We start from the raw sequence: 21,722 nt of genomic DNA on the forward strand, positions 1-21,722 counted from the left end.
CGCGGGGGGAGCTTCCGCACGCGCCCGTCCGCAGGGGTCCGCCGCGGGTGTCGGCGGCGGCGTGCCTGGTCAGGGCGCCAGGGCCGCGCCCAGGGGCAGGTTGCGCAGCACCGTGAAGACCGTGATGATCAAGCCGGTCGCCCGGAGGAGCGTCGCCCGGCGCGGCGCGCGGGGCCACCGGGACGGGGCGCCGCGTACGGCGTGGGTCAGGTACGCGGCGAGGAGCGCGGCGCCGCCGAGGACCACGAGGGCGTTGGCGCGCAGGGCGACGAGCGGCGAGCCGTGGGTGAGCGCGTGGACGCTGCGCAGGCCGCCGCAGCCGGGACAGTGGAGGCCGGTCAGGGCGCGCACGGGGCACGGCGGGTAGTGGCCCGGCACGTGCGGATCGACGAGGGCGACGTACGCGCACGCGGCGCCCGTGAGGGCCAGGACGGTGAGGGCGGCGCCCACCCGGTGCAGCGGTGGGGGCGGCGAGGCGCGGGGGGCGTGCGGAGGAGGGGCCACGTCCCCAGCGTCCGGCGGGCGCGCGCGGGACGCACGGCGGGGACCGTCGTCCGGACGGTGCCGCGGGGTCGCCCGGGTGACGTCCGTCACCCGGGCAGGCGTGACCTGGTGGGGAGGCGGTCAGCCGCTGACGGCGGCCTTCTCCGAGGTCCCGGCGACCTCGGCCTCGGCGCGCGCGGCGACGACCTTGTGGTGGGTGTCGGTGATCTGCTGCTGGCCGTAGCCCATCGCCCGCATGACCAAGCCCGCGACGCCGCCGAGGGCGACGACGACGAGGCCCGCGAGGACACCGAGCGGCTGCGCCATGACGGTGTAGGCGCTGCCGATGCCGAACCCGACGAAAATGATCAGGACAGCGGTCCAAGCGGCAGGGCTGTTGCCGTGGTGGTACTTGTCCGCCATGTGAGTAACTCCTCCTGGTATCGGTCGGCGTGGGTGCTTGCTCATCCACCCACGGCCATTGTTGCAGTCGGCTCCGACACCCCTGACGGGGCGGGGTGTCAGGTGGGGTCCTCGCCGCGGTCGAGGGCGCGCCAGATGTTCTCCGGCCGCTCGGGGTCGGCCCGGCGCCCGCGCCCGGCGGGGCCCGCCGTGCCGTGCTCGCGGCGTACGGCCCGCTCGTACCGGCCGGACATCGCCGGCCACTGCCGACCGTAACGCAGCGCCAGCAGACCCGCGAAGAGCAGCAGCAGGCCGCCGAGCGCCGACACCCAGGGCCAGGCGGTGTGGCCGACGTCGGTAACGGCGGCGTGTGTGAGGCCCATCACCTCGGCCGCGCTGCGCTCCAGGGCGTCGGAGTCGCCCGCGCCGAGGACGGCGGAGCCGAGGGCCCCCGCGCCGCTGAGGGCCAGCAGCGTCGAGACGACGGCGCGTCCGGCGCTGCGTACGGCGAAGACCGCGACGAGCGCGGCGAGTCCGACGAGGGCGAGCGCGCTGGGCAGCCCTGAGACGGTGCTGCCGCTGGCCGCGACGGGCAGTTCTGCGCCGCTGTTGGCGGCGAGGCCCTCGCCCCAGGTCTGCCCTGCGGCGATCAGGACGGCCGCCGCGCCGACCGCGCCGCTCAGCAGCGCGGCTGCGAGGGCGCGACGGGGCGTGGTGCTGCCTGGACCGTCTGCGCCGTGGGGGTCACGCTTCACGCCTCCACGCTACCTCGCAGCTTTCCGGCCGCCGCCACCGCCCTGAGCACGGCCGCCGCCTTGTTGCCGCACTCCTCGTCCTCGGTGGCCGGGTCGGAGTCGGCGACGACGCCCGCGCCCGCCTGGACGTAGGCCGTGCCGTCGCGCAGGAGCGCCGTGCGGATGGCGATGGCGGTGTCGGCGTCGCCCGCGAAGTCGAGGTAGCCGACGCAGCCGCCGTAGACGCCGCGCCTGGTGGGCTCCAGTTCCTCGATGATCCGCAGGGCGCGCGGCTTCGGGGCGCCGGAGAGCGTCCCGGCGGGGAAGCAGGCGGTGAGGGCGTCGAACGCTGTCCGGCCGTCCGCCAGGCGCCCGGTGACGGTGGAGACGATGTGCATGACGTGGCTGTAGCGCTCGATGGTCATGAAGTCCACGACCTCGACACTGCCGGGCGCGCAGACGCGGCCGAGGTCGTTGCGGCCGAGGTCCACGAGCATGAGGTGTTCGGCGCGTTCCTTGGGGTCGGCGAGCAGTTCCTCGCCGAGGGCCGCGTCGTGCCGGGGGGTCTCGCCGCGCGGCCTCGTCCCGGCGATGGGGTGCAGCAGGGCGCGCCCGTCCTCGACCTTGACGAGCGCCTCCGGACTGGAGCCGACGACGTCGAAGCCGCTCTCGCCGTCGTGCCCGGCGAAGCGGAACAGGTACATGTACGGGCTCGGGTTGGTGGCGCGCAGCACCCGGTAGACGTCGAGGGCGCTCGCGGAGCAGGGCGTCTCGAAGCGCTGCGAGGGGACGACCTGGAACGCGTCGCCCGCCCGGATGTGCTCCTTCACGGTCTCGACGGCCGCCCGGTAGGCGTCGCTGCCGAAGCGTCCGGTGAACGGGGGCAGTTCCGAGGGCGGCAGCGCGACGGGGGCCGCGCCGGTGGCGGGGCGGGCGAGGTCGGCCGTCATCGCGTCGAGGCGGGCGACGGCGTCGGCCCACGCCTCGTCCACGCCGGTGTCGAGGTCGTTGTGGTTGATGGCGTTGGCGATCAGCCAGACGGTGCCGTCGCGGTGGTCGAGGACGGCGAGGTCGGAGGCGAGCAGCATCGTCAGCTCGGGCAGGCGCAGGTCGTCCTCGGTCAGGTCGCCGACGGACTCCAGGCGGCGCACGACGTCGTAGCCGAGGTAGCCGACCATGCCGCCGGTGAACGGGGGCAGCTCCGGGTCGCGCGGGGTGTGCAGGGCGCGCAGCGTCTCGCGCAGGACGTCGAGGGGGTCGCCCTCGGCCGGGACGGAGACCGGGGGCGTGCCGAGCCAGTGGGCACGCCCGTCGCGGACGGTCAGGGCGGCGGAGCTGCGGACGCCGATGAAGGAGTAGCGGGACCAGGTGCGGCCGTTCTCGGCGGATTCGAGGAGGAACGTGCCGGGGCGCTCGGCGGCGAGCTTGCGGTACAGCGCTATGGGGGTGTCGCCGTCGGCGAGGAGGCGTCGGGTCACCGGGACGACCCGGCGGTCCTTGGCGAGCACGCGGAAGCGGTCGAGGTCCATGGCCGGTCAGCCTACTGGCCGGGCGGCGGGGACGTCCCCGCCGCCGGTGAGGGGCAGGGACCCGGCGTCGAAGCAGGTGCGGTCGCCGGTGTGGCAGGCGGCGCCGACCTGATCGACCTTGACGAGGACGGTGTCGCCGTCGCAGTCGAGGGCGACGGACCTGACGTGCTGGACGTGGCCCGAGGTGTCGCCCTTGACCCAGTACTCGCGGCGGCTACGGCTCCAGTACGTGCAGCGGCCCGTGGTGAGCGTGCGGCGCAGCGCCTCGTCGTCCATCCAGCCGAGCATGAGCACCTCCCCGGTGTCGTACTGCTGGGCGATGGCGGCGACGAGGCCGTCGGGGGTCCGCTTCAGGCGGGCGGCGACGGCCGGGTCGAGGGCGGGGGCGTGGGACATGCGTCCATTCTGCCGCGCCCGCCGGTCACCACCTGTACCAGCGTCCCCTGGTGCCTCCGGTCCCGCCGGGGCGGACGAAGAAGCCGAGCACCCAGACGATCAGGACGAGAACGGCGATCCACCACAGGACCTTGGCGATGAAGCCGATACCGAAGAGGACGAGGATCGCCAGGGCGACGATGAGCAGGGGAACCATGGGTGGGGGCCTTCCACAGCGCTCGGTGCCGGATCGGTACGGGCCTGGACGGTCATGCCCGGCTACAGGGGGTTTCCGGCGGGGTACGCAGGGACTGTAGCGGCGGACGCGTGGGGGCGCGGCGGGCCGCGCCGGGTTCGGCCCCCGGACGGCCCTTGCGGTCTAAGGTGGGGCGTATGTCTACCCATGCGAAGCGTGAACGGCTGCTGCTCGCCGAGCTCTTGGAGGACGCCGGTCCTGACGCGCCCACCCTGTGCGAGGGATGGACGACGCGGGACCTGGCCGCGCACCTGGTGGTGCGGGAGCGGCGTCCCGACGCGGCGGGCGGGCTGGTGATCAAGCCGCTGGCGGCGCGGGGCGAGCGGGTGCGCAACGAGTTCGCGGCGCGGCCGTACCCGGAGTTGGTGCAGCTGGTGCGGAGCGGGCCGCCGAAGGCGTCGCCCTTCTCCCTGAAGCAGATCGACGAGGCGGCGAACACGGTGGAGTTCTTCGTGCACGCCGAGGACGTGCGGCGCGCGGGCGGCGACTGGGCGCCGCGTGAGCTGGACCCGGTGTTCTCGGACGCCCTGTGGCGGCGGTTGGAGACGGCGGGCCGGATCATGGGCCGCAAGAGCCCGGTCGGGCTGGTCCTGCGGCGGCCGAACGGGCAGACGGTCGTGGCGCACAAGGGTGCGCCGGTGGTGACGGTGACCGGGGAGCCGGGTGAGCTGCTGCTCTTCGCGTCGGGCCGTCAGCGTGCGGCGCGGGTGACGACGGAGGGCGATCCGGACGCGGTGGCGCGGGTGAGCGTGGCGCGGCTCGGCCTGGGCTGAGCGGCTTCGAGCGGAGGTGACGGCCCCCGGCGGCGATGCCCCGGGGGCCGTCCGGCGTTCCGCGGCCCCTGTCCTGGCCGCGCCGCCGGGGTGGGTCAGGCGAGGGCGCCGTGGAGGAAGAGGTCCACGATCTGGTCGGTGGTCAGGGTCGTGGTGGCGCCGGTGCGTCCGGCCGTCATGAGGAGCAGGTGGAAGGTGGCGGCGAGGCGTTCGGGGGGCAGCCGCAGGCGCGCGGCGTCGGGCTCGAACAGGGCGGCGAGCGCGGTGACGGACTCGGCCATGGCCGCCTCGCGGTCGGGCGGGGGGGTCCCCGCGGGGGGCGTCGGCCGGGGTGGGCGGCCCGCGGGGCCGCCGGGGCCCGCGAGGGCGACGATGACGGCGCCCATGCGTTCCATGCGTCCGCGCAGCAGCTCGGCGGCCTCGGTGAGGCGGGCGGCGAGGGGTTGGTCGAGGGGGATGGAGGCGAGGTGGGCGACGGTGTCGTCCGGGTTCAGCGCCTCGGCCAGGCAGGCGGCGAGGAGGGCTTCCTTGTCGGGGAAGACGCGGAAGATCGTGCCTTCGCCGATGCCCGCGGCGCGGGCGATCTTGGCGGTGGTGACGGCGGAGCCGTACTCGACGACGAGGGGGAGCGCGGCGGCGACGATCATGGCGCGGCGGCGGTCGGGGTCCATGGCGGGCGCACGGCGGCGCGGTGGGGTCTCCGGCATGACACCAAAGTACGGAGTGAGTGCTCACTCCGTCAAGGGAGCAGAGAAGAGCCCGCACGGCTCGGCCTTGGTGGGCGGGCGGTGCGGGCGGGCGTCGGTGCCCGGTGTCAGCCGGCGGTCTCGCTCTTGCTGATCCGGTTGATCCTGCTCTGGGTGTTGGCCTGCCGGACGGCCTCGCGCAGCTTCTCGGCCAGGCTCGGCTGCTCGCGTTCCGCGTCCACGGCGGGTCGGGGGGATGCGGTGCCGGTCACGTCTCAGCTGCCTTCCGGTTGTCCAGGGCCTCCGGAACCTTAACGAGGGAGTTGCCCGGATCACAACGGCCTGGGCGCGCCGGAACGTTGAAAACGTGAAGACTGCGCCGTTGGCACATGCGTGCGACGGCGGGGGCGTGGCCGAGGTCTCACCCTCCGTTGTCAGACCCGTGTGCGAGGCTGCGGAAGTGGTTCGACCCGGCGGTGTGCCGGGGCCGATGATGCGGGGGTGACGGACATGGGTGGGGAGACGGCGGCGCCCGAGGCGCTGCCCCGGAGCGTGGCGGAGGCGGTCGTGGCCGAGGAGGCCGGGGCCAGGACGCGTTTCCTCTTCTTCTGGAAGCCGGAGCCGGTCACGCCGGGCGGCGTGGGGCCCGAGTGCCTGGGGCAGTGGTGGGAAGGCGAGTTCTCCGAGGACGGGCACGTGTTCCGCACGGCGGAGCACTACATGATGGCCCACAAGGCATGGCTGTTCGGGGACGAGGAGATCGCGGAACGCGTGCTGGAGGCGGGGCATCCGCGCGACGTGAAGCGGCTGGGCCGTCAGGTGCGGGGATTCGACGAGGCCGTGTGGACCGAGCGGCGGAGCGCGATCGTGACGCGCGGGAACCTCCTCAAGTTCGGGGGCTCCCCCGCCCTGCGGGACTACCTCGTGGGCACACGGGACCGGGTGCTGGTCGAGGCGAGCCCGCTGGACCGCATCTGGGGCATCGGCCTGGGAGCCGGGAACGCGGACGCGATGCACCCCTCGCGGTGGCGGGGGCTCAATCTCCTGGGCTTCGCACTGATGGACGTGCGGGACACCCTCATATCCGGCGCGTCGTCCGCGCCGGGGCCGGCCTGACGTCCGCCCGCCGGGCCCGCGCCCGTCAGACGGAGGGCGTGCCCGTCCCGGCCGTGGACGGGCCCCGGCCGCGGACCCTGGACCAGAAGGCGCGCTGCGCCAGCAGCGTCGCGGTCCCCGCGATCAGGATCCCGGCCAGGTTGACGCCGAGCTGGGTCATCGAGCCGACCGCGTCGAGGACATGGCCGTAGCTGAGCGCCAGGGCCGCGTGCCCGGCGGCCGGGACGGTGGTCACCGAGATGGCCACGCCCACCAGGGCGGCGGACTTGGCCGAGGTCAGGGAGATCACCCCGGCGGCGCCCGCCAGCAGCGCGACGACGAACGACAGCGCGTCAGGCTGCCAGACGAACTCGACCATCGGGTGCGGCGCGGCGAACCGCTCCTCGGTGAAGAGGCCGAGCGCCGTCATGAGCAGGGCGAAGGCGGCGGTCAGCAGCATCGCGAGGGGGAAGCCGACGACCAGCGCGGCGAGGGAGCGCAGCCCGGGGCCCGGCCGCCGCGTGACCAGCGCGGCGCACACCCCGGCCAGGGGGCCGATCTCGGGGCCGACGACCATGGCGCCGACGATGAGGATCTCGCTGTCGAGCAGCACACCGCAGGCGGCCAGCATCGTGGCCAGCGTGAGGAAGGAGAGATAGGTGACGGAGAGGCGGGACTCCTCCTGCGTCTGGTCGATGAGGGATTCCCAGACGACGGCGTCGATCCCGGCGCCCGGCGCCTCCCGCTCGGCGCGGTCGGCCCGATCCGACAGCGAGAGATCGACGTGTTCCGCGGCGATCGCGCCGTCGGACGCCAGGCCGAGGTCCCGCAGCGCGCCCAGCAGGCCGTCGGCCGCCTCGCGGGCGACGTCGCACAGCACCACGTCGCCCGCCGGTTCGAGCGCGGCGCCCGGGAGCACGGCGAGATGCGTCGTGCCGACCGTGCCGCGCAGCAGCGCGACGACCTCGTCGGTGCGATCCGTGGGCGAGATGAGCCGGAGGTGGAGCATGCCCGCAGAGTAACGAGACGGCCCGCGGCGTACGGCACGGCCCGCCCCCCGGGGGCCCGCCGGGTGTGGCGTCGCTCACATCCGCCCGCGCGCCGGAGTGTGTCTCCGCTCAACTTCCGCCTGTGCGGGGGAAGATGGCAGGCGATCAGGCGGGGCGACACCGGTGGGGGCCGAACCGGGACGGAGGCGCCACAACCAGCGGACCGGCTCGTGAGTCAGAGAGACCGTCATGAGAGTCCCCACCACCCTGACACGTCTGCTGGGCGCTTCGGTCTACGCGTGTGCCGCCTATGCGATCGCCCTTGTCCTCTTCCGGCACGGAGCCCCCCGCCCCCACGTGAACATCATGGCGCTGGGCGCAGCCGCCGTCGCGGCCGGTGTCGGCTGGATGTTCGCGATCCGCACGGCGCCGCAGGTCCGGCCCTCCGCGCCCTACCACGCGCCGGGCGGCACCCCCGTCCCGCCCATGCGGCTGCCCGCCCCGCGCCCCGCCTGGGGACGGGCGGCCGGGGCGATCCTGACGGCGGGCGGCATCCTGGCCGTCGCCGTGATCGGCGTCCAGCCCAGCGGAGGCCAGGGCGGCAGGGTGAACGCGATCCAGCGCGCGGGCGCGGCCGTCACGACCGCCGCCGTGGTGAGGCCGCCGACCGACGTCCAGGACCAGCGGTTCACCCACGACCGGCGGCGCGTCTACCGCGCCGACCTCGTGCTCGAACTGGACACACCGCACGGGCCGCGGCGCCTGAAGGCGTACGACGCCAGGACCGTGGCCCTCCCCCGGCTCGGCGAGGCGCACCAGATCCTCTACGCGCCCTCGGCCCCGGCGCTGGGCGCGTACCTGGACGAGACGGACTCCGACCTCGGGTTCTACACGCGTGGCTGGGGCCTGCCGACCGAACCGGCGCGGCTGCTCGTGCTGCTCGGGGTCCTGCCGTTCGGCCTGGTCGTCTCCCACCGGCTGCTGGTGCGCCGCCTCGACCCGGCGAGCCGCGTGCTCCAGCAGGACGCGCGCGCCGGACGGATCCGCGCGGTGCGCGCGACGATCGAGGGCGCCACCGGGGACGCGGCGCACCCGACAGGCACCGTGCTGCGCCTGAGGATCGGGGACGGGCGCGAGGTGAGCGTCCTCCCCCGGCTGCTCCGCGACCCGTCGGGGCCCGGACGCCCGGACGAGAGCCTGCTCTACATGGGCCACGCCCTGCCCGGCACCCGCGCCTGGCTGTGCATGCCGCTGCGGCCCTCGGTGGACGCGGGCGGGACGCCCGTCGCCGTCGTCGCCGACACCGGCCGCGCCGTCTGGGGCCGCGTGGACCCGGCGGAAGGACGGGCGCTCGCCGGCGGGAACGGCGCGCACGCCACCGGTGAGGACCGCTGGTGCGCGCCCGCGCCACGGCTCACGGCCTTCAGGCCGGGGCTCCAGCTCCCCCAGTTCGGCATGCTCTGCGCCGCGTTCGCGCTGGTGCTGCCCGATCTGCTGGCCAGCCCGCCGCCCCTGCTGTCGTCGGCGCTGTGCTCGGCCGCCGGACTGCTGATCCTCGCCTCGGCCGCCTGGCCGCTGTGGTGGGGACGCCGCAGCAGACGGCGGCGGACGGTCGCCGCGCCGCCCGGCGTCAGCCCGTGACGGCGCGCAGGGTCCGCGGCCCGGGGGCGTCGAGCCGTGCCAGGGCGGCGGCGGTCGCCTCGTCGGCGGGGAGATGCACGAGGATCCGCTGGTCCTCGGTGGTGAGTTCGAGCGTCTCGTAGGCGAGGCGCAGCTCACCGGCCCCGGGGTGCGCGAGCCGCGTGACGCCGCTGCGCCTGGGCAGCCCCGGCACGCTGTCCGCCCGCCGCGCGAACTCGTCGCCCGCCGCGACCGTCAGCTCGTCCGCGAGGGCCGCCATGTGCGCGTCGTGGCGGAACGGCCCCTCCTTCAGCGCGGCGACCTGCTCGTCCGCGACGTGCTCCCAGTCCGGGTAGACGGACCGGGCGCGTGCGTCGGTGAAGAGGAAACGCGCCAGGCTGGGCGGGTCGCCGTCGAGCAGGCCGAGCGGCCTGGCCAGCCGCTCGTACCCGCCGGTGTACGCGAGGATCTCGCTGAGCTGGTTCAGCAGCACGGCGGGGGTGGGCTCCAGGCGGGCGAGGAGCGCCGCGACCGTGGGCCGGACCGTGCGGACGGGCTCGATGGGGCCGCTGCTGCACCGGAACCCGTCGGCCGCCTTGGTGAGCCGGTAGAGGTGGACGCGCTCCCCCATGCCGAGGCGCAGGGCCTCGGCGAGCGTGGACAGGACGGCGGCGGACGGGCGGCGGTCGCGGCCCTGTTCGAGCCGCGTCAGGTACTCGACGCTGACGCCCGCGAGCGTGGCCAGTTCCGAGCGGCGCAGTCCCGGCGTACGGCGGCGGGCGCCGGTGGGCAGGCCGACGTCGGCGGGCCGCACCGCCTCGCGCCGGGATCTGAGGAAGAGCCCGAGTTCGTTGTCCTGCTCGCTCACCACTCGAACGTAACAGGGCCGCCCGCGCGGAGGATGGCCCTGGCACTACCAGTCTCGGGCCGGTCTCCCCGGCGGGGCGGCGGGCGGGCAGCGTGGGAGGCACGGCCGGGCGCACCGCCCCGGTCACGTTCCCGACGCACACCGGAGACCGCCATGCCCACCCCCGCACGCCCCCTGAAGCTCGCCGTGATCGTCGGCAGTGTCAGGGAGGGCCGCTTCGCGCCCGTCGTCTCCCGCTGGTTCTCCGAACGGGTCGCGGAGCACGGCGCGTTCGAGACCGAGGTGATCGACCTCGCGGACGTCCCCCTGCCGCTCGCACTGCCTGCCGTGTCCCCGGCGATCCAGCCGGACATGGACCGCCCCGCGACGATGGCCGGTCTGACGCGGGCGCTGGACGAGGCCGACGCGTTCGTCGTCCTGACGCCCGACTACAACCGCAGCTTCCCTGCGTCGCTGAAGGCGGCGATCGACTGGCACTTCACGCAGTGGCAGGCCAAGCCGATCGGTTTCGTGGGCTACAGCGGCCTCTCGGGCGGCCTGCTGGCGATCGAGCAGCTGCGGCAGGTGTTCGGCGAGCTGTTCGCCCACACGGTCCGCAACTACGTCTCGTTCCCGCGCTACTACCTGCTCTTCGACGAGGACGGGCAGCTGCGTGACCCCGAGGAGCCCGCGGGGTCGGCCAAGCGGATGCTGGACGAGCTGGTCTGGTGGGCGACGGCGCTGAGCGAGGCGCGCGAGGCGCGGCCGTTCGCCGCCGGGTGACGCGGGGGCGGCGCGGTGTCCGGACGACGGTCCGTCCGGACACCGCGCGGCGGTCCGGCGGGTCAGACGGAGATCGACTTGTACTCCAGGTACTGGGCCAGGCCGGGCCCGGCGAACTCCCTGCCGATGCCGCTGGCCTTGTAGCCGCCGAACGGCGTGTCGAAGCCGGTGGGCGCGCCGTTGACCATGAATGTGCCGGTGCGGACGCGCCGGGCGAACGTGAGGGCGCGCTCCGGGTCGGTGGTCCACACGCCGCCGCCGAGGCCGTACGCGGAGTCGTTGGCGATGCGGACGGCGTCGTCCTCGTCCTCGTAGGGGATGACGGCGAGGACCGGGCCGAAGATCTCCTCCTGCGCGATGCGCATGGAGTTGCGCACGTCGGCGAAGACGGTGGGCCGCGCGTAGGTGCCGCCCTCAAGGCCCTCGGGGTGGCCGGGCCCGCCCGCGACGAGCCGGGCGCCCTCCTCGACGCCCGAGCGGATGTACTCCTGCACGCGCTCCCACTGCGCGCGGGTGACGAGCGGGCCGACGAACGTGTCGGGGTCCGCCGGGTCGCCGACGGTCACCTTCCGCGCGGCCTCCGCGACGAGCGCGACGACCTCGTCGTAGCGGCTGCGCGGGACGAGCAGCCGGGTGTGCGCGACGCAGGACTCGCCGTTGTTGACGAAGGCGAGGTAGGGGACGGCGGGGGCGAACGCCGTGAGGTCGGCGTCGTCGAGGAGCACGGCGGCGGACTTGCCGCCGAGTTCGAGGCTGACGCGCTTGAGCTGCTGCCCGGCGAGGGAGGCGATGCGGCGTCCGGCGGCGGTCGAGCCGGTGAAGGCGACCTTGTCCACGCCGGGGTGCGTCACCAGGTACTCGCTGGTGGGGCGGTCGGCGGGCAGGACGCTGACGACGCCCTCGGGGAAGCCGGCCTCGTCGAGTATCCCGGCCAGCAGCAGGGCGTCGAGCGCCGTCTCCGGCGACGCCTTGAGGACGACGGTGCAGCCCGCGAGGAGGGCGGGGACGAGCTTGACGAGCGCGGACTGGTGCGGCGCGTTCCACGGGATCACGGCGGCCACGACGCCGACGGGTTCGCGGCGGACGACGGTGCGCGCGCCGTTCGGGCTGGTCACCGTCTCCTCCCACGCCAGGGTCTCGGACGCGCGCAGGAAGGCGCCGGTCTGGTCGGTGAGCGAGCGCTGGAGCGAGGTGGTGAACCAGGCCGGGCTGCCGTTCTCGGCCGTGACGAGGTCCGCGATCTCGGCGGCGCGGCGGGCGTGCAGGGTGTCGAAGCGGCGGATGACGGCCCGGCGCTCCTCGGGCGGGAGGGTGGGCCAGGGGCCGTGGTCGAAGGCGTGGCGGGCGGCGGCGACGGCGGCGTCCACGTCGGCCGGGGTGGCCTGGGCGGCGTGGCCGACGAGCGTGCCGTCGTGCGGGGAGCGGACCTCCAGCGGGGTGCCGGAGGCGGGGGCGGTCCAGGTGCCGCCGATGTAGAGCTTGTCGTACGTGGGCACGGGGGTCTCCTTGTGACGCAGGTAGGAAGTTACCTACATTCGGAGCGTACGAGGCGACCCCCACCTTTGCAAGTAAACACCTACTTTCCTATCCTGCGGGTATGGCCCACAGCGCAGACGAGACGCGGCGCAAGATCCTCGCCGCCGCCACGGAGGAGTTCGCCGCCCACGGCATCGCCGGGGCGCGGGTCGATCGCATCACCACGGCCGCGGGCGTCAACAACGCGCTGCTCTACCGCTACTTCGGCAACAAGGCGCAGCTCTTCGACACGGTCTACGGCCGCCTGGTGACCGAGATCGTCACCGCCGTACCCCTGGACGCCACCGACCTCCCCGGCTACGCCGCGCGCCTCTTCGACTACTACGAGCGGCGCCCCGAGGTCGTCAGGCTGGCCATCTGGCGCCAGCTGGAGCGGCCGGACCAGGACCTGCCGGACGTCGTCCACGAGGCCCAGCGGCACAAGGCCGCCGCGATCGCCGAGGCCCAGCGCGCAGGCACCGTCGCCGACCGGCTCCCGCCCGAGGAGGTGCGCGACCTGCTGTCCCTGCTCTCGCTGAGCGGCGCCCCCCACATCGCGCCGCCCGGCACGGCCGCCGACCGCGACCGGCGGCGCGCGTCCGTCGTCGCGGCGACCGAGGCGCTGACCCGCCCCTGACCCGCCTCCCCCGCGCCGGGCCCGTCCGTGCCGCCCGTCAGGACGCGCCGCCGGGCCGCCCCGCCCGGCCGAGCAGGATGCGCTGCAACTCCCGCGCCGCGCGCGGCGGGGAGACGTCCCCCCGGTGCGCGACGGAGATCGTACGGTGCGGCCCCGGCGCGACGAACGGCGTGGCCCGCAGCCCGGAGCGCTCCGCGACCATGCTGGGCACCACGGCGACGCCGAGCCCGGCGCGCACGAAGCCGAGCACCGCGTCCATCTCCCCGCCCTCGACGCTGAAGACCGGCTCGAACCCCGCGTCACGGCAGGCCGCGACCGTCAGTTCCCGCAGGTCGTAGCCGTGGCGGAACATCACCATCGGACGGCCCCGCAGGTCGCGGACCCTGATCCGCCCGCCGGGCACGGGCGGCGGGTCGTCGGGCGAGGAGAGGACGACCAGGTCCTCGCGCAGCAGTTCCTCGGTGGTCAGCGCGGGCGCCTGCCCGGAGAGCGGGGTGATGATCAGCGCGAGGTCCAGCTCCCCGGCCGCCAGGGCGCGCACGAGGCCCTGCGACCCGTCCTCGTGCACGACGAGGTCCACGCCCGGGTAGCTGTCCTTGAACGTCCGCAGCACGTCGGGCACGAGGCTGGCGCACAGGCTCGGCGGCGCCCCGAGACGCACCCGCCCCCGGCGCAGCTGCGCCACCTCAAGCACCTCGCGGCGTGCCGTCTCCGTGTCGGCGAGGATGCGGCGGGCCAGCGGCAGCAGCGCCTCCCCCGCGTCGGTCAGCGAGATGTGGCCGCGCGCCCGGTGGAACAGCTCGGCGCCCAGCTCCCGTTCCAGCGAGCGGATCTGCTGCGACAGCGACGGCTGGGCGACGTGCTCGCGGCGCGCGGCCCGGGTGAAATGGCGGGTCTCCGCGACGGCCGTGAAGTAGCGGAGCTGCTGGAGCTGCATGCCGCCATCGTACGCCGACGATAGTCATGGACTATCGAAATCAGCATCTCTATGTCTTGGACGCATTCCGGGACCGCGCCCTACCGTCGGTGTCATGGCTCTGGCGACACGCACGCCGGGACGGTCAGGTCCCGCCCGCACGGCACCCCCCGCCCCGCCCCGCGGGCCCAGGACGGCCGTCGGCCGCTTCTGGCGGTCCACGATCGGCAAGAAGACCGTGATGGCGGTCAGCGGCCTCGCGATGCTGCTCTACCTGGTGGCCCACATGGTGGGCAACCTGAAGGTCTTCTTCGGCCCCGAGGAGATGAACGGGTACGCGCACTGGCTGCGCACCATCGGCGACCCGGTGCTGCACCACGAGTGGTTCCTGTGGATCATGCGCCCGCTGCTGCTGCTCGCCGTCGTGGCCCACGGCGTGGCCGCCGCGCAGCTGAGCCGCCGCGACCTGGCGGCCCGGCCGGTCAAGTACGCGCACCGCAAGCCCCGCGCCAGCTACGCGACGCACACGATGCGCTGGGGCGGCGTGATCCTGGCGCTGTTCCTCGTCTGGCACATCCTCGACCTCACGACCGGCACGGTGAATCCGCGCGGCGAGGCGGGCCACCCGTACGAGAACATCGTCGCCTCCTTCAGCACCTGGTACGGCAACACGATCTACATCGTCGCGATGGTGGCCGTCGGTCTGCACGTCAGGCACGGCCTGTGGGGCGCCGCGCAGACCCTCGGCGCGGGCAGCCGTACGCGTGACCGCGCGCTGAAGGTGACCGCGGACGTCGTCGCCCTCGTCCTGACGCTGGGCTTCCTGTCCGTGCCCGTCGGGGTGATGACCGGCCTCGTGGAGTGACGGGCCCAGGGGCCCGAGCAACGTGACCAGCGTGAGCGGAACAGACGGAGTGAGCCGCATGACCTCGCCCTACCTCGACTACACCACCGGCGACCCGATCGCCGACACCAAGGCGCCCGCGGGCCCCGTCGCCGAGCGCTGGAACCGGCGCCGCTTCGAGGCGAAGCTCGTCAACCCGGCCAACCGCCGCAAGCACACCGTCATCGTCGTCGGCACGGGCCTGGCGGGCGGCGCCGCAGGGGCGACCCTGGCGGAACAGGGCTACCACGTCGTCCAGTTCTGCTACCAGGACTCCCCGCGCCGCGCCCACTCCATCGCCGCCCAGGGCGGCATCAACGCGGCGAAGAACTACCGCGGCGACGGCGACTCCGTGCAGCGCCTCTTCTACGACACGGTCAAGGGCGGCGACTTCCGCGCCCGCGAGTCGAACGTCCACCGCCTCGCCGAGGTGTCGGTGGAGATCATCGACCAGTGCGTCGCGCAGGGCGTCCCGTTCGCCCGCGAGTACGGCGGCCTGCTCGACACGCGCTCGTTCGGCGGCGTGCAGGTGTCCCGCACGTTCTACGCCCGCGGCCAGACGGGGCAGCAACTGCTGCTCGGCGCCTACCAGGCGCTGTCCCGCCAGATCGCGGCCGGGAACGTCGAGATGCACGCCCGCACCGAGATGCTGGACCTGATCGTCGCCGACGGCCGGGCCCGCGGCATCGTGGCGCGCGACCTGGTCACCGGCCGCATCGACACCTACTTCGCCGACGCCGTCGTCCTCGCCTCGGGCGGCTACGGCAACGTCTTCTACCTGTCCACCAACGCGAAGAACTCCAACGCCACCGCCATCTGGCGCGCCCACCGGCGCGGCGCCCACTTCGCCAACCCCTGCTTCACGCAGATCCACCCCACCTGCATCCCGCGCTCGGGCGACCACCAGTCGAAACTGACGCTGATGAGCGAGTCGCTGCGCAACGACGGCCGCATCTGGGTGCCGGTGCGCGCCGGGGACACCCGCGCCCCGGCGGACATCCCCGAGGACGAGCGGGACTACTACCTGGAGCGGATCTACCCCTCGTTCGGCAACCTCGTGCCGCGCGACATCGCCTCCCGCGCCGCCAAGAACGTCTGCGACGAGGGCCGGGGCGTCGGGCCAGGCGGCCAGGGCGTCTACCTCGACTTCGCCGACGCCATCGCCCGGCTGGGCCGCGACGCGGTCGCCGCGAAGTACGGCAACCTCTTCGAGATGTACGCGCGGATCACCGCCGAGGACCCGTACGCGACGCCGATGCGGATCTACCCCGCCATCCACTACACGATGGGCGGCCTGTGGGTGGACTACGACCTCCAGACGACGGTCCCCGGCCTGTTCGCCATCGGCGAGGCCAACTTCTCCGACCACGGCGCCAACCGGCTGGGCGCCTCCGCGCTGATGCAGGGCCTGGCGGACGGCTACTTCATCCTGCCCGCCACCCTCGCCGACTTCCTCGCCCGCCACCCCCACGACGAGATCCCGCCCGACCACCCGGCCGTGACCGACGCCGTGAGCGAGGTGACCGACCGGCTCTACCGGCTGCTGTCCAACAACGGCGACCGCACCCCCGACTCGTTCCACCGCGAACTCGGCGAGATCCTGTGGGACAAGTGCGGCATGGCGCGCACGGACGCGGGGCTGCGGGAGGCGCTGGAGCGCATCCCCGCGCTGCGTGAGGAGTTCTGGCGGCGCGTCCGCGTCCCCGGCAGCGGCTCCGACCTCAACCAGTCGCTGGAGAAGGCCAACCGCGTCGCCGACCACCTGGAGCTGGCCGAGCTGATGTGCCTGGACGCCCTCCACCGCACGGAGTCCTGCGGCGGCCACTTCCGCGAGGAGAGCCGCACGGACGGCGGCGAGGCCGAGCGGCGCGACGAGGAGTTCTCCTACGCCGCCGCCTGGGAGTTCACCGGCACCGGCACGGCGCCCGTGCTGCACCGGGAGCAGCTCCTCTTCGAGTACGTCCATCCCACCCAGCGGAGCTACACGTGAACCTCACCCTGCGCATCTGGCGCCAGCCCGGCCCCGACAGCGAGGGCGCCATGACCACCTACGAGGTCTCCGGCATATCGCCCGACATGTCGTTCCTCGAAATGCTCGACACCCTGAACGAGGACCTGATCGAACGCGGCGACGAGCCCGTCGCGTTCGACCACGACTGCCGTGAGGGCATCTGCGGCGCCTGCGGCATGGTCATCAACGGCGACGCGCACGGGCCGGAGCGCACCACCACCTGCCAGCTCCACATGCGGCACTTCACCGACGGCGAGACCATCGACGTCGAGCCGTGGCGGGCCGCCGCGTTCCCCGTGGTCAAGGACCTGGTGGTGGACCGGTCGGCGTTCGACCGCATCATCGGCGCGGGCGGCTACGTCACGGTCGCCACCGGCAGCGCGCCCGAGGCGCACGCCACGCCGGTGGCGAAGCCCGCGGCCGACACCGCGTTCGAGCACGCCGAGTGCATCGGCTGCGGCGCGTGCGTGGCGGCCTGCCCGAACGGGTCGGCGATGCTGTTCACCTCGGCCAAGGTCGTCCACCTCGCCTCGCTGCCGCAGGGCGCGCCCGAGCGCGAGACGCGCGTCCTCGACATGGTGGGGACGATGGACGACGAGGGGTTCGGCGGCTGCACCAACACCGGGATGTGCACGACCGTCTGCCCCAAGGGCATCCCGATGTCGTCGATCACCACGATGAACCGCGAGTTCCTGCGGGCGACCCGCAAGGGCGGCGGCTCCCGCTGAACGCGGGCGTCCCCCGGCTCCGGGCCGGAGCCGGGGGACGCCCGCGCGCCGCGCGTCAGCGTACGGGCAGCCCCGCATCCCGCAGCGCGCCCTTGACCTGGCCGATCCGCAGGTCACCGAAGTGGAAGACGGACGCCGCGAGCACCGCGTCCGCGCCCGCCCCGATCGCCGGGGCGAAGTCGTCCAGCCGCCCGGCGCCGCCCGACGCGACGACCGGCACCGTCACGTGCCCCCGCACCGCGGCGATCATCGCCGTGTCGTAGCCGTCCTTGGTGCCGTCCGCGTCCATCGAGTTGAGCAGGATCTCCCCCGCGCCCAGCTCGGCCGCGCGGTGCGCCCACTCGACGGCGTCGATGCCGGTGCCGCGCCGCCCGCCGTGGGTCGTCACCTCGAAGCCCGACGCGGTCGCCGTCCCCTCGGGGCAGCGCCGCGCGTCCACCGACAGCACCAGCACCTGGCTGCCGAAGCGCTCCGCGATCTCCCGGATCAGCTCGGGCCGCGCGATCGCCGCCGTGTTGACGCCGACCTTGTCCGCCCCGGCCCGCAGCAGCCGGTCCACGTCCTCGGGCGTGCGCACGCCGCCGCCGACCGTCAGCGGGATGAACACCTGCTCGGCGGTGCGGCGCACCACGTCGTAGGTCGTCTCCCGGTTGCCGGACGAGGCGGTGATGTCGAGGAACGTCAGCTCGTCGGCGCCCTCCGCGTCGTAGACCTTCGCCATCTCGACGGGGTCACCCGCGTCCCGCAGGTTCTGGAAGTTGACGCCCTTGACGACCCGGCCCGCGTCCACGTCGAGGCAGGGGATGACCCGCACCGCCAGCGTCATGCGCGCGCTCCCCGGTACGCCTCCAGCTCGACCTGCACGAGGATGCGCGAGTCGGCGAACCCGGAGACGACCACCAGCGTCGTCACCGGCCGCACCGCGTCGAACAGCTCGTGGTGCGCCCGCGTGACCTCCTCGACGTCCCGCGTGTGGCTGAGGTAGATCCGCGTGCGGACGACCGACTCGATGCCGAGGGCGAACGGCGTCAGCGCCGCCACCGCGTCCGCCAGCGCCACCCGCGCCTGCTCGTACGGGTCGCCGACGGCCGCCGCGCCCGCGGTCGGCGGCATCGTCCCGCCGACCAGCACGAGGTCACCCGCGGCGACCGCGCGCGCCGCGCCGAGCGTCTCCTCCCACACGCTGCCGGTCCGCACACGTTCGAGCGTCATCAGGCCACCGCCTCCACTGTCCCCAGCGCCTCCTCCAGGGTGAAGGCGCCCGCGTAGAGCGCCTTCCCGACGATCGCGCCCTCGACGCCCACGGATGTGAGGGCCGCGATCGCCCGCAGGTCGTCCAGGGACGAGACGCCGCCCGACGCCACGACGGGCCGATCGGTGGCGGCGCAGACCGAGCGCAGCAGGTCGAGGTTCGGGCCCTGGAGCGTGCCGTCCTTGTTGATGTCGGTGACGACGTAGCGGGCGCAGCCCTCGGCGTCGAGCCGGGCCAGGGTCTCGAAGAGGTCCCCGCCGTCCCGCGTCCAGCCACGGCCGCGCAGCGTCGTGCCGCGCACGTCGAGGCCGACGGCGATCCGGTCGCCGTGCTCCGCGATCACCTTGGCGACCCACGCCGGGGACTCCAGCGCGGCCGTGCCGAGGTTGACGCGGGTGCAGCCGGTGGCGAGGGCGGCGGCGAGGGTGTCGTCGTCCCTGATGCCGCCCGACAGCTCGACGCGGATGTCCATGGCCCGCACGACGTCGGCGATCTGCTCGCGGTTGTCGCCGGTGCCGAAGGCGGCGTCGAGATCGACCAGGTGCAGCCACTGCGCCCCGGCACGCTGCCAGGCGACGGCGGCGGCGTACGGGTCGCCGTAGGACGTCTCGGTGCCGGACTCGCCGTGCACCAGGCGGACCGCCTGGCCGTCACGGACATCGACGGCGGGCAGGAGTTCCAGCATCACAGGGTCTCGATCCAGTTGGTGATGAGGCGGGCGCCGGCGTCGCCGGACTTCTCCGGGTGGAATTGGGTGGCCCACAGCGGGCCGTTCTCCACGGCGGCCACGAACGGCTCGCCGTGCGTGGCCCAGGTGACCCGGGCGGGGGCCTGGGCCAGGTGCTGCTGCGGCAGCTCCCAGTCGTGGACCGCGTAGGAGTGCACGAAGTAGAACCGCTCCTCGGGGCCTATGCCGGAGAAGAGCTTCGAGTCCGCCGGGGGGCGCACCGTGTTCCACCCCATGTGCGGCACGACGTCGGCGCGCAGCGGGCCGACCGTGCCCGGCCACTCGTCCAGGCCCTCGCTCTCCTCGCCGTGCTCGATGCCGCGCGCGAAGAGGATCTGCATGCCGACGCAGATGCCGAGCACGGGACGTCCGCCCGCCAGCCTGCGGCCGACGATCCAGTCGCCGCGCGCCTGGCGCAGCCCGTTCATGCACGCGGCGAACGCGCCGACGCCGGGGACGAGGAGGCCGTCGGCGGCCATCGCCGCGTCACGGTCGCGCGTCACCTCGACGTCGGCTCCGGCGCGTGCCACGGCGCGCTGGGCGGAGCGGATGTTGCCGAAGCCGTAGTCGAAGACGACGACCTTCTTGCGGGTGCCTTCCGCCATGGGCGTCACGCCCCCAGCCGCAGCGCGCCCGCCAGCAGGCACAGCGCGCTGCCCGCGCCGAGCAGGGCGATGACGCCGCGGGGCAGTCCCTGCTTCACGAAGGAGATGACGCCGCCGAGCAGGAAGAGGCCGACGACCAGCAGGAGCGTGGACGTACCGTTCACAGCGCGCCCTTCGTGGACGGGATGCCGGTCTGGCGCGGGTCTATCTCGCTGGCGTAGCGCAGCGCGCGGGCGAGGGCCTTGAACTGGCACTCGACGATGTGGTGCGCGTTGCGCCCGTAGGGCACGTGGACGTGCAGCGCGATCTGGGCCTGGGCGACGAACGACTCCAGGATGTGCCGGGTCATCGTCGTGTCGTACGAGCCGATCATCGGGGCCATGCCCTCGGGCTCACGGTGCACGAGGTACGGCCGCCCCGACAGGTCCACGGTCACCTGCGCGAGCGCCTCGTCCAGCGGCACCGACGCGTCGGCGAAGCGGACGATGCCCCGCTTGTCGCCCAGCGCCTGCCGGAACGCGGCGCCGAGCGCGAGCGCGGTGTCCTCGATGGTGTGGTGGCTGTCGATGTGGAGGTCGCCCTCGGTCTTCACCGTGAGGTCGAACAGTCCGTGCCGCCCGAGCTGGTCGAGCATGTGGTCGAAGAAGCCGACCCCCGTCGCGACCTCGACGGTCCCCGTCCCGTCGAGGTCGATCCCGACGGTGACCGAGGTCTCCTTGGTGGTGCGCTCCACGCGGCCCACGCGCGTCATTGGCTGATCTCCTTCCGCACCGCCCGGACCGCGTCCAGGAAGGCGTCGTTCTCCTGCCGCGTGCCGGTGGTGACCCGCAGCCGACCCGGCACGCCGTTGTCCCGGACGAGCACGCCGTGGTCGAGCAGCGACTGCCACACGGCGTGCGTGTCCTCGAAGCGGCCGAACTGCACGAAGTTGGCGTCCGACGCGGTGACCTCGCAGCCGAGTGCGCGCAGCTCGTGCACCAGCCGGTCCCGTTCGGCCTTCAGCTCCTCGACGTACCCCAGCAGCGTATCGGCGAATTCGAGGGCCGCGTGCGCGGTGGCCTGTGTGACGGCCGAGAGGTGGTACGGCAGCCGGACGAGCTGGACGGCGTCCACGACGGCCGGGTCGGCGGCCAGGTAGCCGACGCGCAGCCCGGCGGCGCCGAACGCCTTGGACATCGTGCGGGTGACGACCAGGTTCGGCCGCCCCGGCAGGAGCCGCAGCAGCGACGGCTGGTGGCTGAACTCGGCGTACGCCTCGTCCACGATGACGAGCGCGCCGTTCGGGTGAGCGGCGGCGGCCTGCGCCGCGTCGTACAGCGCGGTGACGGTCTCGGGCGCGACGGCGGTGCCGGTCGGGTTGTTGGGCGAGCAGATGAAGACGACGTCGGGCGCGTGCGCGCGGACGGCGGCGACGGCGGCGCCCTCGTCGATCCCGTAGTCGGGGCGGCGGGGCCCGGAGATCCAGCCGGTGCCGGTGCCGCGCGCGATCAGGGCGTACATGGAGTACGAGGGGTCGAAGCCGATCGCGGTGCGCCCCGGGCCGCCGAACGCCTGGAGGAGCTGCTGGATGACCTCGTTCGAGCCGTTCGCGGCCCAGACCTGGCGCGGCCCGACCTCGTGGCCCCCCGTGCGCGTGAGGTAGGCGGCGAGCTGCGTGCGCAGCACGACGGCGTCGCGGTCGGGGTAGCGGTTGAGGGTGCGGGCGGCGTCGGAGACGCGCTCGGCGATGCGCCGGACCAGGCCGTCGGGCAGCGGGTACGGGTTCTCGTTGGTGTTGAGCCGCACCGGGACGTCGAGCTGCGGCGCGCCGTACGGGGTCCTGCCCCGCAGCTCGTCCCGGATGGGCAGGTCGTCGATGCGGGTCACGTGCTGGCTC

The 21,722-nt window shown here is 74.1% G+C and carries 27 protein-coding genes; 8 read left to right on the forward strand and 19 right to left on the reverse strand.

The genetic code is table 11. The features are described 5' to 3' along the window. Nucleotides 1-69 precede the first annotated feature (69 nt). From IF27_RS23750 to IF27_RS23775, 6 genes are all read right to left on the reverse strand, one after another. Complete coding sequence (locus IF27_RS23750; RefSeq protein WP_052851870.1) at nt 70-504, reverse strand: DUF2752 domain-containing protein; 435 nt, start codon at nt 502-504, stop codon at nt 70-72. 120 nt (nt 505-624) lie between these two features. Continuing rightward, nucleotides 625-906: an HGxxPAAW family protein gene (locus IF27_RS23755; RefSeq protein WP_052851775.1), complete on the reverse strand. Its 282-nt coding sequence runs from the start codon at nt 904-906 to the stop codon at nt 625-627. 98 nt (nt 907-1,004) lie between these two features. Continuing rightward, nucleotides 1,005-1,640: a TIGR02234 family membrane protein gene (locus tag IF27_RS23760; protein ID WP_052851776.1), complete on the reverse strand. Its 636-nt coding sequence runs from the start codon at nt 1,638-1,640 to the stop codon at nt 1,005-1,007. Continuing rightward, on the reverse strand, nt 1,637-3,148 hold the full coding sequence (locus IF27_RS23765) for an anthranilate synthase component I (protein ID WP_052851777.1): 1,512 nt from the start codon (nt 3,146-3,148) through the stop codon (nt 1,637-1,639). The genes IF27_RS23760 and IF27_RS23765 overlap by 4 nt, the downstream gene beginning before the upstream one ends. Before the next feature lie 6 nt (nt 3,149-3,154). Next, nucleotides 3,155-3,544, reverse strand: coding sequence for a phosphoribosyl-AMP cyclohydrolase (hisI, locus tag IF27_RS23770; RefSeq protein ID WP_052851778.1), 390 nt, complete (start codon nt 3,542-3,544; stop codon nt 3,155-3,157). Nucleotides 3,545-3,569: 25 nt separating this feature from the next. Then, entirely contained in the window at nt 3,570-3,740 is a 171-nt protein-coding gene (locus IF27_RS23775; protein ID WP_052851779.1) for a hydrophobic protein, read from the reverse strand. Between the two features lie 176 nt (nt 3,741-3,916). Here IF27_RS23775 and IF27_RS23780 point away from each other — a divergent pair, with 176 nt between their 5' ends. Then, nucleotides 3,917-4,552 (forward strand): TIGR03085 family metal-binding protein, encoded by a 636-nt coding sequence (locus IF27_RS23780; RefSeq protein WP_052851780.1) that lies wholly within the window; start codon nt 3,917-3,919, stop codon nt 4,550-4,552. Between the two features lie 95 nt (nt 4,553-4,647). Here IF27_RS23780 and IF27_RS23785 read toward each other — a convergent pair whose 3' ends face one another. Both IF27_RS23785 and IF27_RS31230 read right to left on the reverse strand, forming a co-directional pair. After that, entirely contained in the window at nt 4,648-5,259 is a 612-nt protein-coding gene (locus IF27_RS23785; protein WP_052851781.1) for a TetR/AcrR family transcriptional regulator, read from the reverse strand. A gap of 107 nt (nt 5,260-5,366) precedes the next feature. Beyond that, entirely contained in the window at nt 5,367-5,510 is a 144-nt protein-coding gene (locus tag IF27_RS31230) for a hypothetical protein (RefSeq protein ID WP_190233083.1), read from the reverse strand. A 238-nt stretch (nt 5,511-5,748) separates the two neighbouring features. Between IF27_RS31230 and IF27_RS23790 the strand changes: the two genes are divergently transcribed. Continuing rightward, entirely contained in the window at nt 5,749-6,354 is a 606-nt protein-coding gene (locus IF27_RS23790) for an NADAR family protein (protein ID WP_052851871.1), read from the forward strand. A 25-nt stretch (nt 6,355-6,379) separates the two neighbouring features. Here IF27_RS23790 and IF27_RS23795 read toward each other — a convergent pair whose 3' ends face one another. Then, nucleotides 6,380-7,342 (reverse strand): DUF389 domain-containing protein, encoded by a 963-nt coding sequence (locus IF27_RS23795; RefSeq protein ID WP_052851782.1) that lies wholly within the window; start codon nt 7,340-7,342, stop codon nt 6,380-6,382. A gap of 229 nt (nt 7,343-7,571) precedes the next feature. Between IF27_RS23795 and IF27_RS23800 the strand changes: the two genes are divergently transcribed. Next, a complete protein-coding gene (locus IF27_RS23800; RefSeq protein ID WP_190233084.1) occupies nt 7,572-8,963 on the forward strand; it encodes a hypothetical protein in 1,392 nt (463 codons plus the stop codon). Here IF27_RS23800 and IF27_RS23805 read toward each other — a convergent pair. Then, nucleotides 8,953-9,810 (reverse strand): helix-turn-helix domain-containing protein, encoded by an 858-nt coding sequence (locus tag IF27_RS23805; protein WP_052851872.1) that lies wholly within the window; start codon nt 9,808-9,810, stop codon nt 8,953-8,955. The two genes, IF27_RS23800 and IF27_RS23805, sit on opposite strands and share 11 nt — an antisense overlap. Nucleotides 9,811-9,963: 153 nt before the next feature. Here IF27_RS23805 and IF27_RS23810 point away from each other — a divergent pair, with 153 nt between their 5' ends. Continuing rightward, nucleotides 9,964-10,572, forward strand: a complete 609-nt coding sequence (locus tag IF27_RS23810; protein WP_052851784.1) for an NADPH-dependent FMN reductase — start codon at nt 9,964-9,966, stop codon at nt 10,570-10,572. Nucleotides 10,573-10,634: 62 nt separating this feature from the next. Here the strand turns inward: IF27_RS23810 and IF27_RS23815 are convergent, their stop codons facing one another. Then, the gene (locus IF27_RS23815; protein WP_052851785.1) at nt 10,635-12,068 is read right to left on the reverse strand and encodes an aldehyde dehydrogenase; all 1,434 of its coding nucleotides are present in this window, start codon (nt 12,066-12,068) and stop codon (nt 10,635-10,637) included. A gap of 101 nt (nt 12,069-12,169) precedes the next feature. On the opposite strand from IF27_RS23815, the gene IF27_RS23820 reads away from it, so the two are divergent. Further along, nucleotides 12,170-12,724 carry a TetR/AcrR family transcriptional regulator gene (locus IF27_RS23820; RefSeq protein WP_052851786.1) on the forward strand — a complete coding sequence of 185 codons (555 nt, stop codon included), beginning with the start codon at nt 12,170-12,172 and terminating at the stop codon, nt 12,722-12,724. A 37-nt stretch (nt 12,725-12,761) separates the two neighbouring features. Here the strand turns inward: IF27_RS23820 and IF27_RS23825 are convergent, their stop codons facing one another. Then, a complete protein-coding gene (locus IF27_RS23825; RefSeq protein WP_052851787.1) occupies nt 12,762-13,661 on the reverse strand; it encodes a LysR family transcriptional regulator in 900 nt (299 codons plus the stop codon). Between the two features lie 94 nt (nt 13,662-13,755). On the opposite strand from IF27_RS23825, the gene IF27_RS23830 reads away from it, so the two are divergent. Genes IF27_RS23830 through IF27_RS23840 form a run of 3 tightly spaced genes read left to right on the forward strand, consistent with a single transcriptional unit; the run spans nt 13,756 to nt 17,262 of the window. Further along, nucleotides 13,756-14,505 (forward strand): succinate dehydrogenase, encoded by a 750-nt coding sequence (locus IF27_RS23830; protein WP_110946193.1) that lies wholly within the window; start codon nt 13,756-13,758, stop codon nt 14,503-14,505. A 58-nt stretch (nt 14,506-14,563) separates the two neighbouring features. After that, the gene (locus IF27_RS23835; RefSeq protein ID WP_052851789.1) at nt 14,564-16,513 is read left to right on the forward strand and encodes a fumarate reductase/succinate dehydrogenase flavoprotein subunit; all 1,950 of its coding nucleotides are present in this window, start codon (nt 14,564-14,566) and stop codon (nt 16,511-16,513) included. Continuing rightward, nucleotides 16,510-17,262, forward strand: a complete 753-nt coding sequence (locus IF27_RS23840) for a succinate dehydrogenase/fumarate reductase iron-sulfur subunit (RefSeq protein WP_052851790.1) — start codon at nt 16,510-16,512, stop codon at nt 17,260-17,262. Before IF27_RS23835 ends, IF27_RS23840 begins: the two co-directional genes overlap by 4 nt. A 55-nt stretch (nt 17,263-17,317) precedes the next feature. Here the strand turns inward: IF27_RS23840 and hisF are convergent, their stop codons facing one another. Genes hisF through IF27_RS23875 form a run of 7 tightly spaced genes read right to left on the reverse strand, consistent with a single transcriptional unit; the run spans nt 17,318 to nt 21,712 of the window. Beyond that, nucleotides 17,318-18,088 carry an imidazole glycerol phosphate synthase subunit HisF gene (hisF, locus tag IF27_RS23845; RefSeq protein ID WP_052851791.1) on the reverse strand — a complete coding sequence of 257 codons (771 nt, stop codon included), beginning with the start codon at nt 18,086-18,088 and terminating at the stop codon, nt 17,318-17,320. Next, a complete protein-coding gene (locus IF27_RS23850; RefSeq protein ID WP_052851792.1) occupies nt 18,085-18,474 on the reverse strand; it encodes a Rid family hydrolase in 390 nt (129 codons plus the stop codon). Before IF27_RS23850 ends, hisF begins: the two co-directional genes overlap by 4 nt. Continuing rightward, nucleotides 18,474-19,199: a bifunctional 1-(5-phosphoribosyl)-5-((5-phosphoribosylamino)methylideneamino)imidazole-4-carboxamide isomerase/phosphoribosylanthranilate isomerase PriA gene (gene priA, locus IF27_RS23855; RefSeq protein ID WP_052851793.1), complete on the reverse strand. Its 726-nt coding sequence runs from the start codon at nt 19,197-19,199 to the stop codon at nt 18,474-18,476. Before priA ends, IF27_RS23850 begins: the two co-directional genes overlap by 1 nt. Beyond that, nucleotides 19,199-19,846 carry an imidazole glycerol phosphate synthase subunit HisH gene (gene hisH / locus IF27_RS23860; protein ID WP_052851794.1) on the reverse strand — a complete coding sequence of 216 codons (648 nt, stop codon included), beginning with the start codon at nt 19,844-19,846 and terminating at the stop codon, nt 19,199-19,201. Before hisH ends, priA begins: the two co-directional genes overlap by 1 nt. Nucleotides 19,847-19,851: 5 nt before the next feature. Next, a complete protein-coding gene (locus IF27_RS31235) occupies nt 19,852-20,010 on the reverse strand; it encodes a hypothetical protein (protein WP_052851795.1) in 159 nt (52 codons plus the stop codon). Then, nucleotides 20,007-20,597 (reverse strand): imidazoleglycerol-phosphate dehydratase HisB, encoded by a 591-nt coding sequence (gene hisB, locus IF27_RS23870; RefSeq protein WP_052851796.1) that lies wholly within the window; start codon nt 20,595-20,597, stop codon nt 20,007-20,009. Before hisB ends, IF27_RS31235 begins: the two co-directional genes overlap by 4 nt. Further along, nucleotides 20,594-21,712, reverse strand: a complete 1,119-nt coding sequence (locus IF27_RS23875) for a histidinol-phosphate transaminase (protein ID WP_052851873.1) — start codon at nt 21,710-21,712, stop codon at nt 20,594-20,596. The genes hisB and IF27_RS23875 overlap by 4 nt, the downstream gene beginning before the upstream one ends. Nucleotides 21,713-21,722 lie beyond the last annotated feature (10 nt).

Source organism: Streptomyces avicenniae (genome assembly GCF_000719135.1).
GTDB classification, from domain to species: domain Bacteria; phylum Actinomycetota; class Actinomycetes; order Streptomycetales; family Streptomycetaceae; genus Streptomyces; species Streptomyces avicenniae.

Coding starts and splice junctions, on each gene's coding strand:
- IF27_RS23825 (WP_052851787.1), bottom strand. CDS start 13,661: ATGCAGCTCCAGCAGCTCCGCTACTTCACGGCCGTCGCGGAGACCCGC.
- hisB (WP_052851796.1), bottom strand. CDS start 20,597: ATGACGCGCGTGGGCCGCGTGGAGCGCACCACCAAGGAGACCTCGGTC.
- IF27_RS23785 (WP_052851781.1), bottom strand. CDS start 5,259: ATGCCGGAGACCCCACCGCGCCGCCGTGCGCCCGCCATGGACCCCGAC.
- IF27_RS23765 (WP_052851777.1), bottom strand. CDS start 3,148: ATGGACCTCGACCGCTTCCGCGTGCTCGCCAAGGACCGCCGGGTCGTC.
- IF27_RS23835 (WP_052851789.1), top strand. CDS start 14,564: ATGACCTCGCCCTACCTCGACTACACCACCGGCGACCCGATCGCCGAC.
- IF27_RS23820 (WP_052851786.1), top strand. CDS start 12,170: ATGGCCCACAGCGCAGACGAGACGCGGCGCAAGATCCTCGCCGCCGCC.
- IF27_RS23780 (WP_052851780.1), top strand. CDS start 3,917: ATGTCTACCCATGCGAAGCGTGAACGGCTGCTGCTCGCCGAGCTCTTG.
- priA (WP_052851793.1), bottom strand. CDS start 19,199: ATGCTGGAACTCCTGCCCGCCGTCGATGTCCGTGACGGCCAGGCGGTC.
- IF27_RS23775 (WP_052851779.1), bottom strand. CDS start 3,740: ATGGTTCCCCTGCTCATCGTCGCCCTGGCGATCCTCGTCCTCTTCGGT.
- IF27_RS23850 (WP_052851792.1), bottom strand. CDS start 18,474: ATGACGCTCGAACGTGTGCGGACCGGCAGCGTGTGGGAGGAGACGCTC.
- IF27_RS23755 (WP_052851775.1), bottom strand. CDS start 906: ATGGCGGACAAGTACCACCACGGCAACAGCCCTGCCGCTTGGACCGCT.
- IF27_RS23830 (WP_110946193.1), top strand. CDS start 13,756: ATGGCTCTGGCGACACGCACGCCGGGACGGTCAGGTCCCGCCCGCACG.
- IF27_RS23800 (WP_190233084.1), top strand. CDS start 7,572: ATGAGAGTCCCCACCACCCTGACACGTCTGCTGGGCGCTTCGGTCTAC.
- IF27_RS23810 (WP_052851784.1), top strand. CDS start 9,964: ATGCCCACCCCCGCACGCCCCCTGAAGCTCGCCGTGATCGTCGGCAGT.
- hisH (WP_052851794.1), bottom strand. CDS start 19,846: ATGGCGGAAGGCACCCGCAAGAAGGTCGTCGTCTTCGACTACGGCTTC.
- hisI (WP_052851778.1), bottom strand. CDS start 3,544: ATGTCCCACGCCCCCGCCCTCGACCCGGCCGTCGCCGCCCGCCTGAAG.
- hisF (WP_052851791.1), bottom strand. CDS start 18,088: ATGACGCTGGCGGTGCGGGTCATCCCCTGCCTCGACGTGGACGCGGGC.
- IF27_RS23790 (WP_052851871.1), top strand. CDS start 5,749: ATGGGTGGGGAGACGGCGGCGCCCGAGGCGCTGCCCCGGAGCGTGGCG.
- IF27_RS23795 (WP_052851782.1), bottom strand. CDS start 7,342: ATGCTCCACCTCCGGCTCATCTCGCCCACGGATCGCACCGACGAGGTC.